General features: G+C 39.0%; 19 protein-coding genes. All 19 read right to left on the reverse strand.

All coding sequences use genetic code 11. The features are described 5' to 3' along the window. Positions 1 to 88 precede the first annotated feature (88 nt). Positions 89 to 1813, reverse strand: coding sequence for a single-stranded-DNA-specific exonuclease RecJ (gene recJ, locus ACO6HM_RS05645; protein ID WP_485390159.1), 1725 nt, complete (start codon positions 1811 to 1813; stop codon positions 89 to 91). A gap of 429 nt (positions 1814 to 2242) precedes the next feature. After that, on the reverse strand, positions 2243 to 3268 hold the full coding sequence (gene ilvC / locus ACO6HM_RS05650; RefSeq protein ID WP_485390160.1) for a ketol-acid reductoisomerase: 1026 nt from the start codon (positions 3266 to 3268) through the stop codon (positions 2243 to 2245). Positions 3269 to 3312: 44 nt separating this feature from the next. Further along, positions 3313 to 3819, reverse strand: coding sequence for an acetolactate synthase small subunit (ilvN, locus tag ACO6HM_RS05655; protein WP_485390161.1), 507 nt, complete (start codon positions 3817 to 3819; stop codon positions 3313 to 3315). A 114-nt stretch (positions 3820 to 3933) separates the two neighbouring features. After that, entirely contained in the window at positions 3934 to 4272 is a 339-nt protein-coding gene (locus ACO6HM_RS05660; RefSeq protein WP_485390162.1) for a cyclic-di-AMP receptor, read from the reverse strand. A 24-nt stretch (positions 4273 to 4296) separates the two neighbouring features. After that, a complete protein-coding gene (locus ACO6HM_RS05665; protein WP_485390163.1) occupies positions 4297 to 5373 on the reverse strand; it encodes a hypothetical protein in 1077 nt (358 codons plus the stop codon). Between the two features lie 26 nt (positions 5374 to 5399). Further along, a complete protein-coding gene (locus ACO6HM_RS05670) occupies positions 5400 to 5804 on the reverse strand; it encodes a hypothetical protein (protein WP_485390164.1) in 405 nt (134 codons plus the stop codon). 27 nt (positions 5805 to 5831) lie between these two features. Continuing rightward, positions 5832 to 6320: a hypothetical protein gene (locus tag ACO6HM_RS05675; RefSeq protein ID WP_485390165.1), complete on the reverse strand. Its 489-nt coding sequence runs from the start codon at positions 6318 to 6320 to the stop codon at positions 5832 to 5834. A gap of 81 nt (positions 6321 to 6401) precedes the next feature. After that, entirely contained in the window at positions 6402 to 6638 is a 237-nt protein-coding gene (locus ACO6HM_RS05680; protein WP_485390166.1) for a hypothetical protein, read from the reverse strand. Positions 6639 to 6717: 79 nt separating this feature from the next. Continuing rightward, positions 6718 to 6948 (reverse strand): hypothetical protein, encoded by a 231-nt coding sequence (locus tag ACO6HM_RS05685; protein WP_485379248.1) that lies wholly within the window; start codon positions 6946 to 6948, stop codon positions 6718 to 6720. 134 nt (positions 6949 to 7082) lie between these two features. Further along, positions 7083 to 9179: a glycogen debranching protein gene (locus ACO6HM_RS05690; RefSeq protein ID WP_485390167.1), complete on the reverse strand. Its 2097-nt coding sequence runs from the start codon at positions 9177 to 9179 to the stop codon at positions 7083 to 7085. An 80-nt stretch (positions 9180 to 9259) separates the two neighbouring features. Next, complete coding sequence (gene dtd / locus ACO6HM_RS05695) at positions 9260 to 9709, reverse strand: D-aminoacyl-tRNA deacylase (RefSeq protein ID WP_208428978.1); 450 nt, start codon at positions 9707 to 9709, stop codon at positions 9260 to 9262. A gap of 184 nt (positions 9710 to 9893) precedes the next feature. Further along, positions 9894 to 11201, reverse strand: coding sequence for a phosphopyruvate hydratase (eno, locus tag ACO6HM_RS05700; RefSeq protein WP_485390168.1), 1308 nt, complete (start codon positions 11199 to 11201; stop codon positions 9894 to 9896). 170 nt (positions 11202 to 11371) lie between these two features. Next, positions 11372 to 11791, reverse strand: a complete 420-nt coding sequence (gene mscL / locus ACO6HM_RS05705) for a large conductance mechanosensitive channel protein MscL (protein ID WP_208428980.1) — start codon at positions 11789 to 11791, stop codon at positions 11372 to 11374. Between the two features lie 94 nt (positions 11792 to 11885). Then, complete coding sequence (gene rlmH, locus ACO6HM_RS05710; RefSeq protein WP_485390169.1) at positions 11886 to 12377, reverse strand: 23S rRNA (pseudouridine(1915)-N(3))-methyltransferase RlmH; 492 nt, start codon at positions 12375 to 12377, stop codon at positions 11886 to 11888. Next, positions 12374 to 13945, reverse strand: coding sequence for an NAD(P)H-hydrate dehydratase (locus ACO6HM_RS05715; RefSeq protein WP_485390170.1), 1572 nt, complete (start codon positions 13943 to 13945; stop codon positions 12374 to 12376). Before ACO6HM_RS05715 ends, rlmH begins: the two co-directional genes overlap by 4 nt. Before the next feature lie 2 nt (positions 13946 to 13947). Continuing rightward, a complete protein-coding gene (acpS, locus tag ACO6HM_RS05720) occupies positions 13948 to 14307 on the reverse strand; it encodes a holo-ACP synthase (protein ID WP_485390171.1) in 360 nt (119 codons plus the stop codon). 12 nt (positions 14308 to 14319) lie between these two features. Then, complete coding sequence (locus tag ACO6HM_RS05725; RefSeq protein ID WP_485390172.1) at positions 14320 to 14955, reverse strand: redox-sensing transcriptional repressor Rex; 636 nt, start codon at positions 14953 to 14955, stop codon at positions 14320 to 14322. A 33-nt stretch (positions 14956 to 14988) separates the two neighbouring features. Continuing rightward, positions 14989 to 17082 carry a polyribonucleotide nucleotidyltransferase gene (locus ACO6HM_RS05730; protein WP_485390173.1) on the reverse strand — a complete coding sequence of 698 codons (2094 nt, stop codon included), beginning with the start codon at positions 17080 to 17082 and terminating at the stop codon, positions 14989 to 14991. 163 nt (positions 17083 to 17245) lie between these two features. Next, positions 17246 to 19522: an EAL domain-containing protein gene (locus ACO6HM_RS05735; protein WP_485390174.1), complete on the reverse strand. Its 2277-nt coding sequence runs from the start codon at positions 19520 to 19522 to the stop codon at positions 17246 to 17248. Positions 19523 to 19576 lie beyond the last annotated feature (54 nt).

Below are 19576 nucleotides of genomic sequence, written 5' to 3' on the forward strand. Positions count from 1 at the left end.
ACTAAAAACCGAATCATTTACGAGCCATACAGTCAAACCCTTCTTGCCTGTATGGCTCTATTTACACCTATCTTTATTCTTCTTATATTTATCTGTATTCTTCTATCTTAAACTGTATATTCCTAAATCCCTTATACTCATTTATCTGTGGAGAATATATTATATCAAGCTTCCTATCGCCTTTGCTTAAAAAATAACTTTCAAATCCTTTCGCATCTCCAAACCAAATACCTTTATACACTCTTCCGTCTGTACCGTCTGTAAATTCAAGCCTTACTGCATTTTCATTCTTCCCTATAATATTAAAGGACTGCACTAGGATATCTCTTTTAGCAAAGGTTGGCGGTCTATTGCCTGTACCAAAGGGCTCAAATGAAGAAAGCTCTTCAATTAGCTTTTCAGACACATAATACGGAGGCAGTTCCATGTCAAAGAACACCTTAGGTTTTAGTTCCTCCTCAGTTAAGCTGGTATTTTCATTTAGTTGCTTCCTCAATTTAAAAAGATATTCCATCTGTTCCTCGGTAGAGTCTCCCTTCAATGAAAACCCAGCAGCCATAGGATGTCCGCCAAATTTTACAAAGCAATCAGAGCATTTTGATATTTCTTCAAACATATTATAGTCTTCTATGGATCGGCCTGAACCCTTAATCCCTCTCTCTGCATAGGTAAAAATAAGTGTAGGCTTATAAAACTTTTCCTTAATTCTGCCTGCAACTATACCCGCTATACTCTCGTGACAATCAGGGACTAAGATAACCAAAATCTTATCTTTCAAGTATTCAGGGCTTTCAGCTATCTCGACAGCCCTTACAAGAGCCTCCTCAGTTATCTCCTTTCTCTCATTGTTTAGCTCTTGAAGCTCTTTAGCCTCAGCCTCAGCCCTGTCACTGTCACTTTCAAGAAACAGCTTAATTGCCTTAACTGCGGACTCAAGCCTGCCTGAAGCATTTATCATAGGGCCTAAGATAAAGCCACAATGATAAACTGTAATGCTCTCCTTATCAACAAGCTCTGAAACCTCTAACAAGGCTCTAAGACCAATATTTTCAGTATTATGTATTGCCTTTAAGCCCTTTTTAACTATAGTCCTGTTTTCGCCTATCAGCTCCATCACATCACAGACAGTGGCAAGAGCTGCAAAGGCCAGATACTTACTTTCCACCACTTTTTTGCTCTGATTAAAGGTCTCTCCATATCTATCGGCATAATAATTAATGAGCTGATAAGCTACTCCCGCACCACAAAGTCCCTTAAAAGGATAGTTACAATCCTCCCTTTTAGGGTTGGTAACAGTGTCAGCAGGCGGAAGTTCATTATTAAGCGGAATATCGTGGTGGTCTGTAATTAGAACAGTTAGTCCAATTTCCTTTGCGTGTTTTACCTGAGTAAAGGCCGCAATACCATTGTCACAGGTAATAATAGTATCAATACCATCACTCTTGGCCTTGTCAACAATATCTATATTTATTCCATAGCCGTCTTGCACCCTGTGAGGAATAACATAGCTGATATCTGCCCCCATACTCCTAAAAAAATCATAGAGTATGAAAGTAGAGCAAACTCCATCCACATCATAGTCTCCAATTACCCTTATCTTCTTTCCTGTACCTATCTTTTCACTAAGAACCTCACAAGCCTTCACTAAATCACACATAAGCGAAGGATCAGCTAGTTCCATATCCTCAGCCCTTATATACTCATCTATCTCTGCATCCGTCTTTCTTTCCCTGTTCACCAAAACTCTGGCAGCTATCTTGCTTATCCCAAACCTCTCAGATATCCCGTCAAAATCTCCCCTAAAAGTCCTCATGTACCACCGACTAACCATATCCACCATCCTATCTTTTACTTTCTCGTCTATCCTCTATTACAAGCTTATAAATAATCATTTAACACATAAGGTTATTATATCATAATAAGCAGTCATATTATGACAAATCTATAATTTCTTTTTATATTTCAGATCTCAGGCTACCTCATACCTTCACCACACAGGTCTACCCTGACATAGCCTAAGGGAGCGCGTTAGGCTGAGCGAAGCGAACGCCGGAGCGAATCTGGACTATGTCAGGGCAGACCGTAACCACCCTAAGGGAGCGCGTTAGGCTGAGCGAAGCGAACGCCGGAGCGAATCTGGACTATGTCAGGGTAGACCGTAACCACTCTAAGGGAGCGCGTTAGGCATAGAAAAAGAGCATGAACCATAATCAGTCCATGCCCTTATCCTTAAAACGTAAAACTAATTATTTATAAGCTTATCGCCTTCATTATTCCAGCTATAAAGCTTTCTAATCTCCTTACCAACCTGCTCTAGCTGCTGCTCAGCATGAAGCTTTCTCATAGCCTTAAAATGTACCTGTCCACCTGCCTCACTCATATCAAGTAAGAATTCCTTAGCAAAGGTACCATCCTGAATATCGGAAAGAACCTTCTTCATAGCCTTCTTAGTCTCATCAGTTATAATCTTAGGACCAGTTATATAATCACCATACTCAGCAGTGTTGGATATAGAATATCTCATTCCTGCAAAGCCTGACTGATAGATGAGGTCAACTATGAGCTTCATCTCGTGAACACACTCAAAATACGCATTTCTTGGATCATAGCCTGCTTCAACAAGAGTCTCAAAACCTGCCTGCATAAGTGCGCAAACACCGCCACAAAGTACAGCCTGCTCACCAAAAAGGTCTGTCTCAGTCTCAGTTCTGTAAGTTGTCTCAAGAATACCTGCTCTGGCTCCACCAATACCTGCTCCATATGCAAGTGCCATATCAAGAGCCTTACCTGTAGCATCCTGATGTACAGCAACAAGACAAGGTGTTCCTTTCCCCTCTAAGTACTCAGAACGAACCGTATGTCCGGGAGCCTTTGGAGCTATCATAGTTACATCTACTCCTTCAGGTGCTGTAATGAGACCATAGTGTACGTTGAAACCGTGCGCAAACATAAGCATGTTGCCAGGTACAAGATTTGGTTCAATGCTCTCCTTATAAAGCTTAGCCTGAAGTTCGTCATTTATGAGAATCATGATTATGTCTGCAGCCTTTGCAGCCTCAGCAGCTGTAAGCACCTTAAGTCCCTGTGACTCAGCCTTTGCCCAGGATTTGCTTCCCTCATAGAGGCCAACTACCACGTTACAGCCTGACTCCTTAAGGTTAAGTGCATGAGCGTGTCCCTGGCTGCCGTAACCGATTATTGCAATTGTCTTTCCCTCTAATAATGAAAGATTACAATCCTTCTCATAAAATATCCTTGCGTTTGACATAACTAATTCCTCCGTATATTATTAAGTTTATTTTGACTACAAAACTAATCGTCCCACATTTCGCCACGGGCTTTAGAGCCTCTTTCAAGACCGGTAACACCTGTACGTACCATCTCTAATATTTTCTCTTTACCAAGAAGATTTAAAAATGCCTCTATCTTGGTCTGATTACCGGTAAGCTCAACAGTAAGGGATTCACTTGAGACATCTACTATCTTGGCTCTGAAGATGTCAGAAGTGGCAATTATCCCCTGTCTGTCTGCCTGTGAAGCCTTAAGCTTAACTAATATAAGCTCTCTGGTTACTGAGCTGTCTGGATGAAGTACCTTTACTTCCTTAACATCCTCAAGCTTTGCAAGCTGCTTTTCAATCTGGTCAAATACCTGGTCATCACCGTGAGAAACTATTGTCATTCTTGAGTATACAGGACACTCAGTTTCACTAACGGTAAGACTGTCAATATTAAAGCCTCTTCTACTAAAAAGTCCAGCCACTCTGCTGAGTACACCGGAGGTGTTATCTACAAATACCGAAAATACAATTTTATTCATATATCTCCTTAGCTGTGCATGTTTTATTAAAACTTGTTTTCAATAATATCAATCGGTATCCACAATGTCAAGTAATGATAGTAATGTAAGCTATGCCATATAGTTATATTAGACTTATACCTTTTCGAATCTTTCCACATCTATCACAAATATTGTAGCACCACCCACGTCTACTGTGGTTGGTACTGCATTATAGCTGGTCACAGGCACTCCGCTTGTCTGAGAATATGGAAGGTTGTACACAATCTGTTCTCTCTTACCTGACTCTTTTATGATGATATCAATTACCTTCTGTACCTCTTCTGCTTCGACACCAATTAAAAGAGTAGTATTGCCTCTCCTAAGAAAGCCTCCTGTAGTAGCAAGCTTGGTCACTATATATCCGCTAGCCATCAAAGCCTCTGCTACAGAATCCCCATCCTCACTGTGAACTATCGCATAAACCATTTTCATGAAACATTCCTCCTTATCATACATCTAGCACAGTTCATCAATTTTCCCTGTGTCATTTTTAGAAATGACAATGTTATCCTCTTTTATCATTTCTCCATCCAAGAAAGCTCTCACTGTCCAGTTCCCAAAGTCTTCCTCATCTATTCCCGCCAAATTCAGCCAAAATCTGACCATAACTTTGTCATCATCTGCTTCCTCATAGCTTCCAAAGTCATTTTCCGCAAACCTGTAAAGCTCTCCACTGGGATTATACCATGCTACAGTCACAACATGAAGACCTTTTATTTCATTAAAACTAAGAAGGCATACTGCTTCCTTGTCTCTACTTACATCAAATACCTTTGATTCAGCCTTATCAGGCACTACTTCCATCATCTTATGGGAAATCCCGTATTCGATAAGCGTAGCAGAGCTTTCTATCTCTTTCTCTACTACTCCGTCTTCATCTATGGTAAGTACCGACCAGCAACCGCTTTCATCTATGAAGATATATTTGTTTTTCTTATCTATAAGCTCCAGACCATCTTCACCTAAGTACTTATAATAGTATTCCCCCTTTGTTAGTTCTACATCTGCCTCATAATAAGAGCCGCTTTTTGACATATAAACCGGCTCTTCAAGGTGTTTAAATAATAAATCAACTTCCCCCTGCCTATAATCATCTTGATATTCAATCCTAATCTCCTTCTCAGCTTTCTCTTCAATCAGAGTAATCATAGGTTCTGAATCAGATACAACTTCAAAAAAATAGTTTTCTGTCAATATGACATACTGATAAATCCTTGCTCCTGTTAGCTTCTTCCCAACTATTTTCCTTACATCCCTCGCATAATCACCATCTTCTACTTCATATATTACATTTATACGGCGGTCAGGCGGAAACTTCATCATACCTTCAAAAATTTCATTAAATGCAGCTCCGTCTTCAAATACCCTAACAGAATAAACCTGATTAAATTCAAACTTAACATAAAACATGATTTCGCCGTTATTCCAAGACTTTAACTCTATTATAGGCTTTACTCCTTCTTTATAAAAAAGATTTCCCGAATATTTGCCTTTTGGTACTATTCCTTCACCATATATCTTCCAGTTTTCCATAATTTAGCTAACCTTTCTAAATATCGTTAATCAAGTTTATAGATTCTCTTTAAGAGTGAAGACGGCTCCCCTAAATAAACCGCATCAATCAATAAGTTATCTGTAATGATAGTATATTGCTTTACATATGGCTGATCCAAAAAACCTGCAGAATACAAAATAACTTCCTTCAAATATTTTCCACCTTCAACCTCATATATGACATTAGAAAAATTATCCTTTTTCAAATCTTCGATATTCTCATACAAGTCTAAATCGACAAACTTTCTTTCAAATATTCTAATAGCCTCACAACTCCCAAAACCAAGAATTATCCTAGTTTTATCACTTTTTAGTTCTACAGTCAGTAAATGTGAATCACCACATACAATCTTTGCTTTATACTTCCCTCTTGGAATCTCTCTCTTTCGATATTCTATCCAGTTTTCCATACTGTCCTCGCTCATGATAAATCTATACTACTCTACAATCCCACCTTTTAAATTTATAATCATTTTTCTACCCTCGCAATCTATCCATAATCTGCTATTTTCCAAAAGCTCATAATCTGTAACCATCTCTCTAAATGCAGTCCTCCACTTTTCTTTTTTATCACTATAACAGATTAATTCTAAATCGCATAAAATATAAATAGTATTCTCAATAGTGAATAAATCTAAAATTACTGTGAACAGCTTTTGATTAAATAATATCTCTTTATTTTTGATATCAATTGATACCAAATTCTGCCCGGCAGCGATATAGCACACATCATTTTTATTATCAAACCCAAACATTGGTTCTATGCCATAAAGGTTATATGCCATTCCAAATTCAAAAGAATTATTTATATTGACTATCGCATATCTATCTTGTTCATCTTCACAAAATACAATAGTTTTTTCTCCTAATTTCCGTTTCATTTCATCAAAGTTATCAAATCTATTTATAATTACACTATCTTCCATTATTTTTCCTTATTCTAGGTGTAAAAGGTGGTTAGGTTATTTCTCGATATATTGAGGGAAGAATTTCCTCTCCTTTAATCCTCATATTCCAATTTTATTTATCCCATCACCAGAGATAATTATATTATCCTCTTTTATCATTTCTCCATCTAAGAAAGCTCTCACTGTCCAGTTCCCAAAGTCTGTCTCATCTATTCCCGCCAAATTCAGCCAAAATCTGACCATAACTTTGTCATCATCTGCTTCCTCATAGCTTCCAAAGTCATTTTCCGCAAACCTGTAAAGCTCTCCACTGGGATTATACCATGCTACAGTCACAACATGAAGACCTTTTATTTCATTAAAACTAAGCAGGCATACCGCTTCCTTTTAATTCTAAATCGCATAAAGTATACATTCACTCCTCAAATTCAAGCACAGCATAGAATCCTCTTGGTTTTTCTTCCATTTTAACTACTTTTCCGGTTAAACTTTTAAGTGGTTCTGTAAGAGGTATGTTTCCACTCATACCATAAGCATGCTCTATAGTATAGTAACGAAAGCTCTCTAGCTCTGTTTCAATCACATTTACTATATCCCCTTCTTTTAAGAGTCCATTTCTCTCAACCTTAAATTCCATTTCCCTCATATTGGCACCTCTACAATAGTAGTTAATAACATTACATTCTTTATATGGCTCCTTAATTACAAAAAAACTTTCTGCAGTCCTGATAATTATATCATCATTCCTACAGAAAGTCCTCACATTAAATAATATTTAGTTTATACTCTGACTACTGAAAATACCATAGTACTTCTGGCTTCCATATTTATCATGTTGCCATTGGTTCTTACCTTTTTATCCCTGGTATCAGGGAAGCCTGCTTTATATATTTCAAGCGAAGAATCAGTTTCAATCTGCCAACATAGATAATGTGGCAGCTCCGGAAGATAACAGTCCTGTCTCTCCCAGTGTACATTTATTGCAACGCAAACTATGTCATCAGCCGTATTATCTGCATTTCTTCCTGCAAATATTACCCTAAGCACATTGGTATGATCAGGTCCTAGTGCCCAAGAGTCAGGAAAGCCAAGTGAACATCCACCCATGTATTTTCTGATTACAGGATGCTCATTTCTAAACTTAATCAAATATCTTGTGAACCTAAAATGCTCCCTGTTTTTTTCTAACTGATCCCACTCAAGCCAAGATATAGGGCTATCCTGACAATACGTGTTATTGTTGCCAAACTGTGTATTGAGGAATTCATCACCTGCAAGAAACATAGGAGCTCCTCTGCTTAAAAGCAAGGTTGTCATGGCATTCTTACAGAGCCTGCGGCGGAGTTTGTTGATATTCTCGTTATCAGTCTCACCTTCCCAGCCACAATTCCAACTTCTGTTATCATCAGTTCCATCGGTATTGTTCCAACCGTTTGCTTCATTGTGCTTATGGCTGTAGCAATACATATCCCAGAGTGTAAATCCATCGTGACAATTAAGGAAGTTTACAGAGGCATTATCCCCCCTGTGTTCCGGATTATATATGTCCTTTGAACCGAATATTCTTCTGGCAGCAACGGACATAAGCCCTATGTCTCCCTTAAGGAAATCCCTCATGTCGTCACGGTACTTTCCATTCCACTCTGCCCAGCGGTTCCACGATGGAAAGGTTCCTACCTGATATAGTCCGCCTGCATCCCAGGCTTCTGCAATCAGCTTCACATCGGCCAGTATCTGGTCGTAGGCAAGATTTTGCAAGAGTGGAGCATTGGACATAGGTGACCCGTCTTCATTTCTACCTAGTATACTTGCAAGGTCAAATCTGAATCCGTCTACATGGTAATCAGTCACCCAGTATCTTAGACATTCAAGTATCATATACCTTACCACAGGATGGTTGCAGTTGAGGGTGTTGCCACAGCCACTGAAGTTATAATATTCACCTCTTGGAGTCAGCATATAATAAATGTTATTGTCAAAGCCCTTAAAGGAGATACTAGGTCCCATCTCGTTTCCTTCAGCTGTATGGTTAAATACCACATCCAGAAAACACTCGATACCATTGTCATGAAGCCTCTTGATTAGCTTTTTAAGCTCCATACCTGAGCTGTTATCCTCGACCTTTGCAGCATAACTGGTATTAGGCGCAAAGAAGCTAATCGGATTATAGCCCCAATAGTCAACAAGAACTTCTCCGTTGTATATTCTGTTGTCCTTGATTTCGTCAAATTCAAATACCGGCATCAGTTCAACCGCATTGATGCCAAGGTCCTTAAGGTATGGAATCTTCTCCATCACGCCTGCAAAGGTACCCGGGTATTTTACACCTGAGGACGCGTCCTTTGTAAAGCCTCTGACATGCATTTCGTAGATGACCAGGTCTTCAAGAGCCATATTGGGATTAGGTTCACTCCCCCAGTCAAAGTCATTACGCACAACTCTTGCCTTGTAAAAAGACTTGCTACTGCGCTTTTTTCCCCATTCACTCTGCCCTGTAACTGATTTGGCATACATATCCAAAAGAATATTATTCTTATCAAAGATAAGTCCTTTTTCTTTGTCATAAGGACCATCAACTCTATAAGCATATTCAAAATCTTCAATGTTCAAATCAAATACTATCATAGAATAGACATTGCCTATTCTGTAGGTTTCCGGAAAAGGTATAACCGCATAAGGCTCGTCTTCCCTGCTCTTAAAAAGAAGAAGTTCTACGCTTGTCCCACCATTGGTTGGAACAGTGAAGTTAACACCACTGGGAATGGCTGTCGCTCCATTTTGTTCGTAGAGGCCAGGCCTTACCTTGAAACCATTAATTTCATCTATTGGTCGAATATGAAATCTTTCATATGAGAGATTGTTATTCGCTTCTGCCATATTATCCTCCGATTGCACACCTATACCATCTTATGCTGTAATCATCTTACAATCATTAAGATAATCTGTAAAAAACAGCTTTATTTGAGTTCTGCACTGTCTAGAATTATGGTAAATGGTCCATCGTTAGTCAAACTAACCTTCATATCTGCACCAAATTCACCCTGTTCAACCTTAGGTACCTGTTTTTTACATTCATCTATTATATAATGATACAGCTCTTTTGCCATATCCGGAGATCCGCAAGTAGTGAATCCCGGTCTGTTGCCGCGGCTTAAATCAGCATATAAGGTAAACTGAGATATAAGTAAGAGCTCACCGTTTACATCTTTTAAGCTAAGATTGGTCTTGCCATTCTCATCAGCCATTATTCTAAGGCCCAGCATCTTCTTAATCATCTTGTCAGCTATTTCTTTTGTATCATCCTTACCTACTCCTATAAGCACCATGTAGCCCCTGTCAATAGCCCCTCTAACCTCTCCATCAATCTTTACATCAGAATTTGTCACAACCTGAATTATAAAACGCATAAAAGCATCCCCCTTTAATTAAAATTCATTAGACAGAACACAAAACCACCGTACCGAATATACCGGTACGGCAGTCTGATACAGTAATGTATAATTAATTACTCAGGCCTCCGTACGGTAAATACTAATAAATCTACCCCGGACAAGCCCCCATTATATAATTATATCCCCTGTTTTATAATAATTATCTACGATTAAATGCATTAACACCTGGCCAGTAAGCTGCTGCACCAAGCTCCTCTTCGATTCTAAGAAGCTGATTATACTTAGCCACACGCTCACTTCTTGAAGGAGCACCTGTCTTAATCTGGCAGGTATTAAGAGCTACTGCAAGGTCAGCAATTGTTGTATCCTCTGTCTCACCTGAACGGTGTGAAGAAATTGCTGTGTATCCTGCCTTATGAGCCATCTTAATAGCTTCAAGTGTCTCAGATACTGAACCAATCTGGTTAAGCTTGATAAGGATAGAGTTAGCTGCACCGAGCTTAATACCCTTCTCAAGACGCTCTGTATTGGTAACGAAAAGATCATCACCAACAAGCTGAACCTTGTGTCCAAGCTTCTCAGTCATCTTCTTCCAGCCTTCCCAATCTTCCTCATCAAGACCATCCTCGATTGAGTAGATAGGATATTTATCGATAAGGCTCTCCCAGTGAGCAATAAGCTCATCAGAAGTAAACTTCTTGCCTGACTTTGGCTGTAAGTAGTGTCCAATTCCCTTCTCCTTGTCTTTCCACTCAGAAGAAGCTGCATCCATAGCTATAACGAAGTCTGTACCTGCCTTGTAGCCTGCATTCTCTATAGCCTTGATGATATGCTCGATAACATCCTCATCATCCTTAAGGTTAGGAGCGAAACCACCCTCATCACCTACAGCTGTAGTGTGGCCTTCCTTCTTAAGAAGTGCCTGAAGTGCGTGGAATACCTCTGCACACATTCTAAGACCTTCTCTAAAGCTTGGAGCACCTGCAGGCATAATCATGAATTCCTGTGTATCTACAGAGTTTGTAGCGTGTGCACCACCATTTAAGATGTTCATCATAGGAAGTGGAAGTCTGTTGCCGTTAGCACCGCCTAAGAATCTGTAAAGAGGGATATCAAGAGCATTAGCTGCTGCTCTTGCAGCTGCAATAGATACAGCAAGTATAGCATTGGCACCAAGCTTTGACTTATCCTTTGTTCCATCAGCCTTAATCATAGCTGCGTCAACTGCATAGATATCAAATGCGCTAACACCCTGAAGTACATCATTTATAACTGTATTAATGTTCTCAACTGCCTTAAGAACACCCTTACCACCATAACGAGACTTGTCACCGTCACGAAGCTCAAGAGCCTCAAATTCACCTGTAGAAGCACCACTTGGAGCAGTTCCTCTACCTGCTATTCCGCAAGCCAAAATAACTTCAGCCTCAACAGTTGGATTACCTCTAGAGTCAATAATCTCTCTACCGATAACCTTCTCGATTTCTAAATTTCCTAAATAATCCATTTTCTTCTTCCTTTCCATGCTTTCCGCATTGTAAAGTATTATTAAACACTAAGATGATAACATAATTAGCATAAAAAAACTAGATAGATAATGTAAAAAATGTGGTAAATTTTTGGGAATAAATCTCACTTTTTAACAAATGAGTCCCATTCAAATACTAAACAGCAAAATTACATATCCATATCCACTTCAAGTGCAGAAGTACAGTGTGGACAGCGTGTAGCCTTGATGCTGATAGTACTCTGGCAGAATGGACAGGTCTTTTCTGTAGGCTCATTTGCCTCTTCCTTCTTTTTACGCTCAGCAAGCTTATTAAGCCCCTTAACGATACAGAAGATGATAAATGCCATTATAATAAAGTTGATTATAGCTGTAATAAATGCTCCGTACTTTACTTCAGAACCATTTATGGTAGCTATAAGATTAGAAAAATCAGTACTTGCAAATATACCGATAATTGGTGTAATAATATCACCAACCAAAGAGGTAACTATAGCCTGAAAAGCTCCACCTATAATTACACCTACTGCAAGGTCCATCACATTGCCTTTAAGCGCAAATGCCTTAAATTCTTCAAGAAATTTCTTCATTTGGAATTTCTCCTCCTTAAAATGTTTTATTTAAAACCATTATGATGTCGGTCTTAATATAACATATAAGTAATGATTTAACAACATTAATTTCTCATTTATGATAAGGTTCACCCATTTTTATCCTAAATGCCCTATATATCTGTTCGAGGAGAATCAGCCTCATAAGCTGGTGTGGAAAGGTAAGCTTTGAAAAGCTAAGCTTATAATCGGATTCCGCAATCACTTCATCTGAAAGCCCTAAAGACCCACCTATGATAAATACAAGATGGCTCTTTCCCGTTACGGTAAGCTCCGATATCTTCTCTGAGAGTTCTACAGAGTCTATCTCCTTCCCTTTAATCACAAGAGCAAACACATAGCAGTCACTTCCCTTTGCCTTCTTAAGAAAGTCAAGCATTCTCGCCCCTTCAGCCTGTTTTATCTTCTCTTCTTCAGCCTCTGATGCGTTGTCAGGAGTTTTTTCATCCTGCACCTGTTTTATTTCAATAACTGTATATCTTGACAACCTCTTGGTATACTCTGCAATGCCCGCTTCAAAGTACTTTTCTTTTATCTTACCTGCACAAAGTATAGTTATTTTCAATCCGAATACCTCTTCATCACTTCAGCTACCTCGTCAGCCAGTTCTCTGGCGATAATTCCGTATTTCCCTTTTTTCTCCTTCAGCATATCTCCTGCCAGTCCGTGAATGTAAACTCCAAGAGGAGTTACCATAAAAGGTCTTTGTTTTTCAGTGGCGATTAAAGCTGCAAGTATTCCTGTAAGCACATCACCCGAGCCGGCCTTTGCCAAGCCAGAGTTGCCGCTGTTATTTATATAGCACTTGCCACTGCCTGTAACCAGTGTTCTTGCCTCTTTTATAACTATTTCTCCGTTACAGTATTTTAGCTCTTTTGCAATCTGAACTATATTCTCTTTCACTTCTTCTTTAGGCAAATATAATAAGTCAGCCAATTCTTTGATATGAGGAGTAAGGATATAGTTCTTTTTCATATCTTTAACAGGATTAAAATTCCTTTTCTCCCTTTCTTCGACTATCTCTCTAAAGAGTGTGAGCCCATCTGCATCTATAACAGTCCTCACTTCTGATATCTCTAAGGTTTTATCAACCAGAGACTTGCTCCTTTTGGTTAAGCCAAGACCCGGACCTATTACTATCGCGGCTGCCCATTCCTTCACAGCCTTCTCCAATTTATCTGCAGTTACCTTACTTATCGCCTTGTCAGCACTATCTTCATATGTAGTAAGTATAGCTTCCGGAAGCAGGTTTTGCAGAGACTGTCTGTTTGCTTCAGGCACAAAGAGTCTAATAAGTCCTCCACCTGTTCTGTATGCCGCAAGAGCTGAAAGGAAAGATGCTCCGCACATTTCCTCTGAACCCGCTATTATCAGTATCTTACCAAAGTCCCCCTTATTGCTGTACTCTCTTCTTTCAGGCATATAGTAGCTTATTTGAGACTCATCAAAGGTAAATGTATCTGGAGAAACCATCTCCAGGGCTTTTTTAGGAAAACCTATGTCAGCCACAACAATCTCACCTGCATAATCTTTACCCGGATATACGGCTATCCCCAGCTTATTTACGCCAAAAGTAATTGTGTAATCACATTTAACAGCTACCCCTTCAACCTTTCCATTGCTGCCATTCACTCCCGAAGGGATGTCCACCGCTACCTTCACTGAATCAAACATATTGATATACTCGGTAAACTTAGCCAAGTCTCCTTCAAGCTTACCCTTAAATCCCACTCCAAATACCGCATCTATGACTATAGCCTGGTTAAATTCACTTTTTTCAGTAATTAGCTTGGCTGGATTGGCTATTTTAACTGCTACTCCGCTATTTTTAGCAAGCCTTATCTGCAGCTTTGTCTGATTGGTAAACTTTTCTTTTTTCCCAACCATTATTACCTCTGAATTATACCCCCATTCATGGAGTATTCTTGCACAGGCAATGCCATCTCCGCCATTGTTGCCGGAGCCGCAAACTGCTATAATCTTTTTATCCTCGTCATCTCTTAGAAGCTTATCCCTTATAAACTCCGCCACAGACAGAGCCGCTCTTTCCATAAGCACCATCCCGGGCATGCCAAGTTTTCTTGCATCTTCATCTAGTTTTTTTGCTCCTTCGCTGTCTACAAGTCTTATCATAATCAGCCCTCCGCCACTGCTACAGCACTCACATATTCTTTGGTATCCGAGATTGAAACAAAGAATGCTTTAATACCAAGTTCCTCTTGTTTTAATTTTGCACTACCATATAAGTTCACATAGGGTTTCCCAAGCTCATCCCTTAGGACTTCTATCTCTCTTATCTTAAATCCCAGAAAGCCTGTTCCCATCGCCTTTGCCACTGCTTCTTTCACAGCCCAGTTTCCTGCTGCCCTATCAGGTTTTTTTTGAATCAGCTCTCTTTCATGCTCAGTAAAAACATACGACAAAAAAGCATCCTTTTCGCATGCTTTTTTGACTCTTGATTTTTCAATTAAATCATTACCAATCCCTATAATCAAGCTAATATTCCTTTACTTAGACCCCTTATTTTTAAGTGAATAAGAGAGTCTCATCAAAGTGTCCGAAAGGTGAATTGTTTCAACTATAACATCCTTTGGTAATCTAAGATCTACAGGTGCAAAGTTCCATATCGCCTTGATACCGCACTTTACGAGTTTTGCTGCAGTTTCAGTTGCCATTTCCTTCGGAACTGTAATGGCAGCTATGTCTACCTGATTATTTTTGATATAATCAGGCAGGCTGTCCATTCCAAGTATTTCTATAGTTCCGATTTTCTTACCAATTAATTCAGGCTTAATATCAAAGACCTGCTTTACATAAAATCCTCTTTTTGCAAAATCAGTATAATTCGTGATTGCAGTTCCTAGATTACCTGCTCCTACTATAATAAGGCTGTAGTCTTTATCAAGCCCCAAAATTTTGGCAATCTCATTGTATAGATACTCTACATTGTAACCATAACCCTGCTGACCGAAGCCCCCAAAATTATTTAAGTCTTGTCTAATCTGAGATGCCGTAACCTGCATTCTCTCGCTTAACTCTTTAGAAGAAATCCTGTCTATCCCCGATTTCAGTAAATCCCCCAGATATCTGTAATATCTAGGCAGTCTCTTTATGACCGCAGGAGATATATTCTTTGACTCCATATTTTTTCCTCCAACCCCATTCAGTGTTATGATTTACACTCCTGCAGGTACATCCTTAATACTAAATGATATTCTTCCCATCTTATCTTTTCCAAGGCAGATAGTCTTTACTATATCTCCAAGCGTAAGCACATCTTCAACATTGTTTATTCTCTCTTTTGAAACCTTAGAAATATGCACCATTCCTTCTTTACCAGGAGCAAATTCAACAAAGGCACCGAATTCTTTTATTGATACAACCTTACCGGTATAAACCTTACCTTCTTCAAACTCAGTCACTATCATTCTTATTATTTCTTTAGCTTCATTTATCTTATCAATGTCCGTACCACAAATACTTACATTTCCTTCATCGGTAATGTCTATCTTAACTCCTGTCTTGTCTATGATGGCATTGATGGTCTTACCCTTCTGTCCAACAACCTCACCAATTTTTTCAGGATCAATCTTAATCTGCTCAATCTTAGGTGCATATTCATTCACACTTGGTCTAGGCTCTGCTATTGCAGGTCTCATACAGGTGTCCATGATGAACATTCTGGCTTCCCTTGTTCTTGCGATCGCACCTTCTACTATCTCCCTTGTAAGGCCGTGAATCTTGATATCCATCTGAATAGCCGTGATTCCCTCTGTTGTACCTGTTACCTTAAAGTCCATGTCTCCAAAGAAGTCTTCAAGTCCCTGAATATCTGTAAGGAGTACATAGTCCTCATCTGTCTCACCTGTAACCAAGCCACAGGAAATGCCTGCTACCATCCTCTTAATAGGCACACCCGCAGCCATAAGCGACATACAGGATGCGCAGGTGGAAGCCATGGAAGTTGATCCGTTTGACTCGAAAGTCTCTGATACTGTACGGATAGCGTATGGGAATTCCTCTTCGCTAGGAAGTACCGGTATAAGAGCTCTTTCAGCCAAAGCACCATGTCCTATCTCTCTTCTTCCCGGTCCTCTTGATGGCTTTGTCTCTCCTACTGAATATGAAGGAAAGTTATAGTGATGAATATATCTCTTGTAGGTCTCTTCTGCATTAAGTCCGTCCACCTTCTGAACCTCTGAAAGAGGTGCAAGAGTGGTAATATTACAAATCTGAGTCTGGCCTCTTGTGAACATAGCTGAGCCATGAACACGAGGTATGAGATCAACTTCAGCTGCAAGCTTTCTTATCTGAGACATCTCACGGCCGTCCGGACGCTTATGGTCTTTTAATATCATCTTTCTGACAGTCTTCTTCTGATACTGATATACGGCGTCAGAAAGGAAAGGAAGCCATTCTTCATTTTCAGCAAAATGCTCGCTAAGCTTATCCATGATAGCAGAAATGTTCTCTTCCCTTACCTGCTTTTCATCAGTAAATACAGCCTTTTCCATCTCCTCCGGTGTAACAACTTCCTTGATTGCAGCAAAGAACTCCTCCGGTACTGCATATCTCTCATACTCTGACTTAGGCTTGCCACACTCTGCTGTTATCTTCTCGATAAATGCGATGATCTCCTGGTTGATTTCATGAGCCTTATATATAGCCTCAATCATCTTTGCCTCAGGCAGCTCATCAGCACCTGCCTCTATCATAATAACCTTCTCTTTTGTAGAAGCAACTGTGAGCTTAAGGGCTGAGCAAGCCATCTGGGCATTACTTGGATTGATTACAAATTCTCCGTCAATAAGACCTACCTGCGTAGTTGCACAAGGTCCGTCAAAAGGCACATCAGATATAGCTGTTGCTATAGCTGAACCAAGCATGGCAGTAAGTTCAGGAGAGCAGGTCGGATCTACGCTAAGAACAAGGTTGTTCAGTGTAACATCATTTCTGTAATCCTTTGGGAAAAGAGGACGCATAGGACGGTCAATTACCCTTGAAGTAAGTACCGCATTCTCAGAAGCCTTACCCTCTCTCTTGTTAAAGCCTCCCGGAATCTTACCTACAGCATACTGCTTCTCCTCATATTCCACTGAAAGTGGGAAGAAATCAATACCTTCTCTTGGCTTCTCTGATGCTGTACAGGTAGAAAGAACAACTGTATCGCCATAGTGCATAAGCGCTGCACCATTAGCCTGCTTGGCAACCCTGTCTATATCTACTGTAAGGGTACGTCCTGCAAGTTCCATACTAAAACTCTTAAACATAATTTTACTATCTCCTTTTTATACTGGCTTTGTAAATCCCGAAACTACTGAAAAAATGACTCCTTTGAATCAGCTTTTCAGAAGTCTCGGCAAAAAATTAACAAAGCTAAAAACAGTATATCACACCCGCATTCCAATCGCAATAGTAGTGTGATATACCTATTTACATATGTATTTCTTCAAATTCTTTAACAGATACAGGTTTCGCAAACAAATATCCTTGGAAATAATCACATTTGATATTTCTTAAGAATTCAAACTGTGATTTTGTTTCTACACCTTCACAGATTACAGGCATATCAAGAGCCTTCGAGAGCTGAACTATCATTCCTATAATCTTCCTGCTCTTTTCTTCATCCTTTGTTTTATATAAGAATCCCATATCAAGCTTGAGTACATCTACAGATATATCCTTAAGCATATTAAGTGAAGAATATCCACTTCCAAAGTCGTCCATCTCCACTGTAAATCCAAAGTCCCTAAGCTTTTCTACTATCATAAGCCTACTCTCAACATCCTTCATAATCAGGGTTTCTGTGATTTCAAGCTTTAGTCTTGCAGGGTTAATTTCATATTTTTCAACTATCCTTACAAGCTCTTTGTAAATATCTAGAAAATAGAAGTCTGCAGGCGAAATATTCACTGAAATATAATAATGACCATTTCCTTCATTCTGCCATTTCTTTAATAGTTTTGCTGCTTCTTTCCATACAAACAAATCCACCTTGCTTATAAGACCGTTTTTCTCAAACATAGGTATGAATCTATACGGCGGCATCAGACCTTCGGTAGGGTGAATCCACCTGATAAGAGCCTCAGCTCCTATAACCTTGCCATCCCCATCACACTGTGCCTGCAGATACACCTTTAGCTGATTGTCACTGATGGCATTGTCAAGTTCACCTGAAAGTCTCTGTTCCCAGTATTTTAATTCTCTTATCTTATCATCATAGTAGAATATCTTATTCTGATAATCTTCCTTGTTCTTAGATATAGCCATTCCTGCTCTGTCAATCATCATAGATGGAGATAATTTTCTATCCTCAATGTAGTACACACCTATCTGCATATTGATAGGATAGTGTATGCCATCGGTCATCGATACTTCTTTTGCTATACTTTTGTATAGTTCTTCATCAAACTTATCTTTCTCTGTAAGAATACAGAACTTGTCTCCTGAAAGCCTGCAATACAAAGTATTCTTAGTTATTTTTTCTCTTAGCTTCCAAGCTATTGAGTTAAGCACTTTGTCACCAACAACTTTTCCAAAAGAATCATTGATAAGTTTGAAATCCTGAACATCAGAGCATAAAATATAGTAATCTTTATCCGGATTCTCCTTTAATATTTCTTCAACCTTGTCGCAAAAGTAATCACTATTATAAAGTCCCGTTAACTTGTCATGCGTAGCCTTGTATTTGTCCTTGTTGAATATATCAACATCTATGGTTCTATCCTTTATTTTGTAATAGCTGCCTTCCGGTTTTCCATTCCTATACATCTTCTTATATACAATGTCATAATGCTTCTGCTCACCTTTGTCACTCATTGTACATAGGGTAGAATACTCAAGTCTTTCACTGTCAAAGTTCTCTAGCTTAAACATCTTACTAATTTGTTTAATGACCAATGAATAATCATCCTTGACCCCAAAAAAGCTCTTTGCTACGTCATTTACAAATACACATTCACCTTCAATATCAAGAAACACGATAATATCATCTGTTTTTAAAACAATGCGTGAGAGCATTTTATCTATTAATGCTTTCTGTTTGTTCTCCAGCAAAACCAGATAAACCATCACTACACTGACTGTGTAACCGAGTACCGATATATCCACCGCATAATTAAGAAACTTATATAACAAGTTGACCACTACTGCAATAGTGAAGGATGCAAGAAGAATAATGTATTTTCCATAATAAGCAGGACTAAGCCCCGCCAGTTTATAAATTATAATAAATGCAATGAACATCAAAACGCCACAAGATACTATATTATGCAACGTTGCAAGAGGCTGTACAACTGTAGTAAAGTAGTACCAATTTCCAATCATTACCTTCTGAGTTGTAAAAAGTAATTGCGTGAATATATTACTTAAAACAAGTAACACATCCAAAGCAATAATTGCGTCTACAAAATAGAATATTTTAATATTTGTAATCTCATATTTTGTGACTTCAACCGCTATCTTAAGTGCTACATACCTGATTCCACATATGCAGACCAGATAAAAAGTATGAAGCATCAAAGCAGTTTGTACATCTTCAGCAAACAAAAGTGCAGCCTGAATAACTACAGAGACTATGTTTACAATAATCAACAGCCTGACTTTAGGAGCTACAGCCTGTTTTTTCTTTATCGTTCTAATAAGACAGATAGCAAGTACAACGAAAGCACAAGCAAACATACTTATAAACGATACAACAACTGAATCCATTCATTTACCTCAATAGCTTATTTTTAATACTTGCAAGTAATATTTCCCTATATC

Source organism: Catonella sp. (assembly GCF_057250765.1).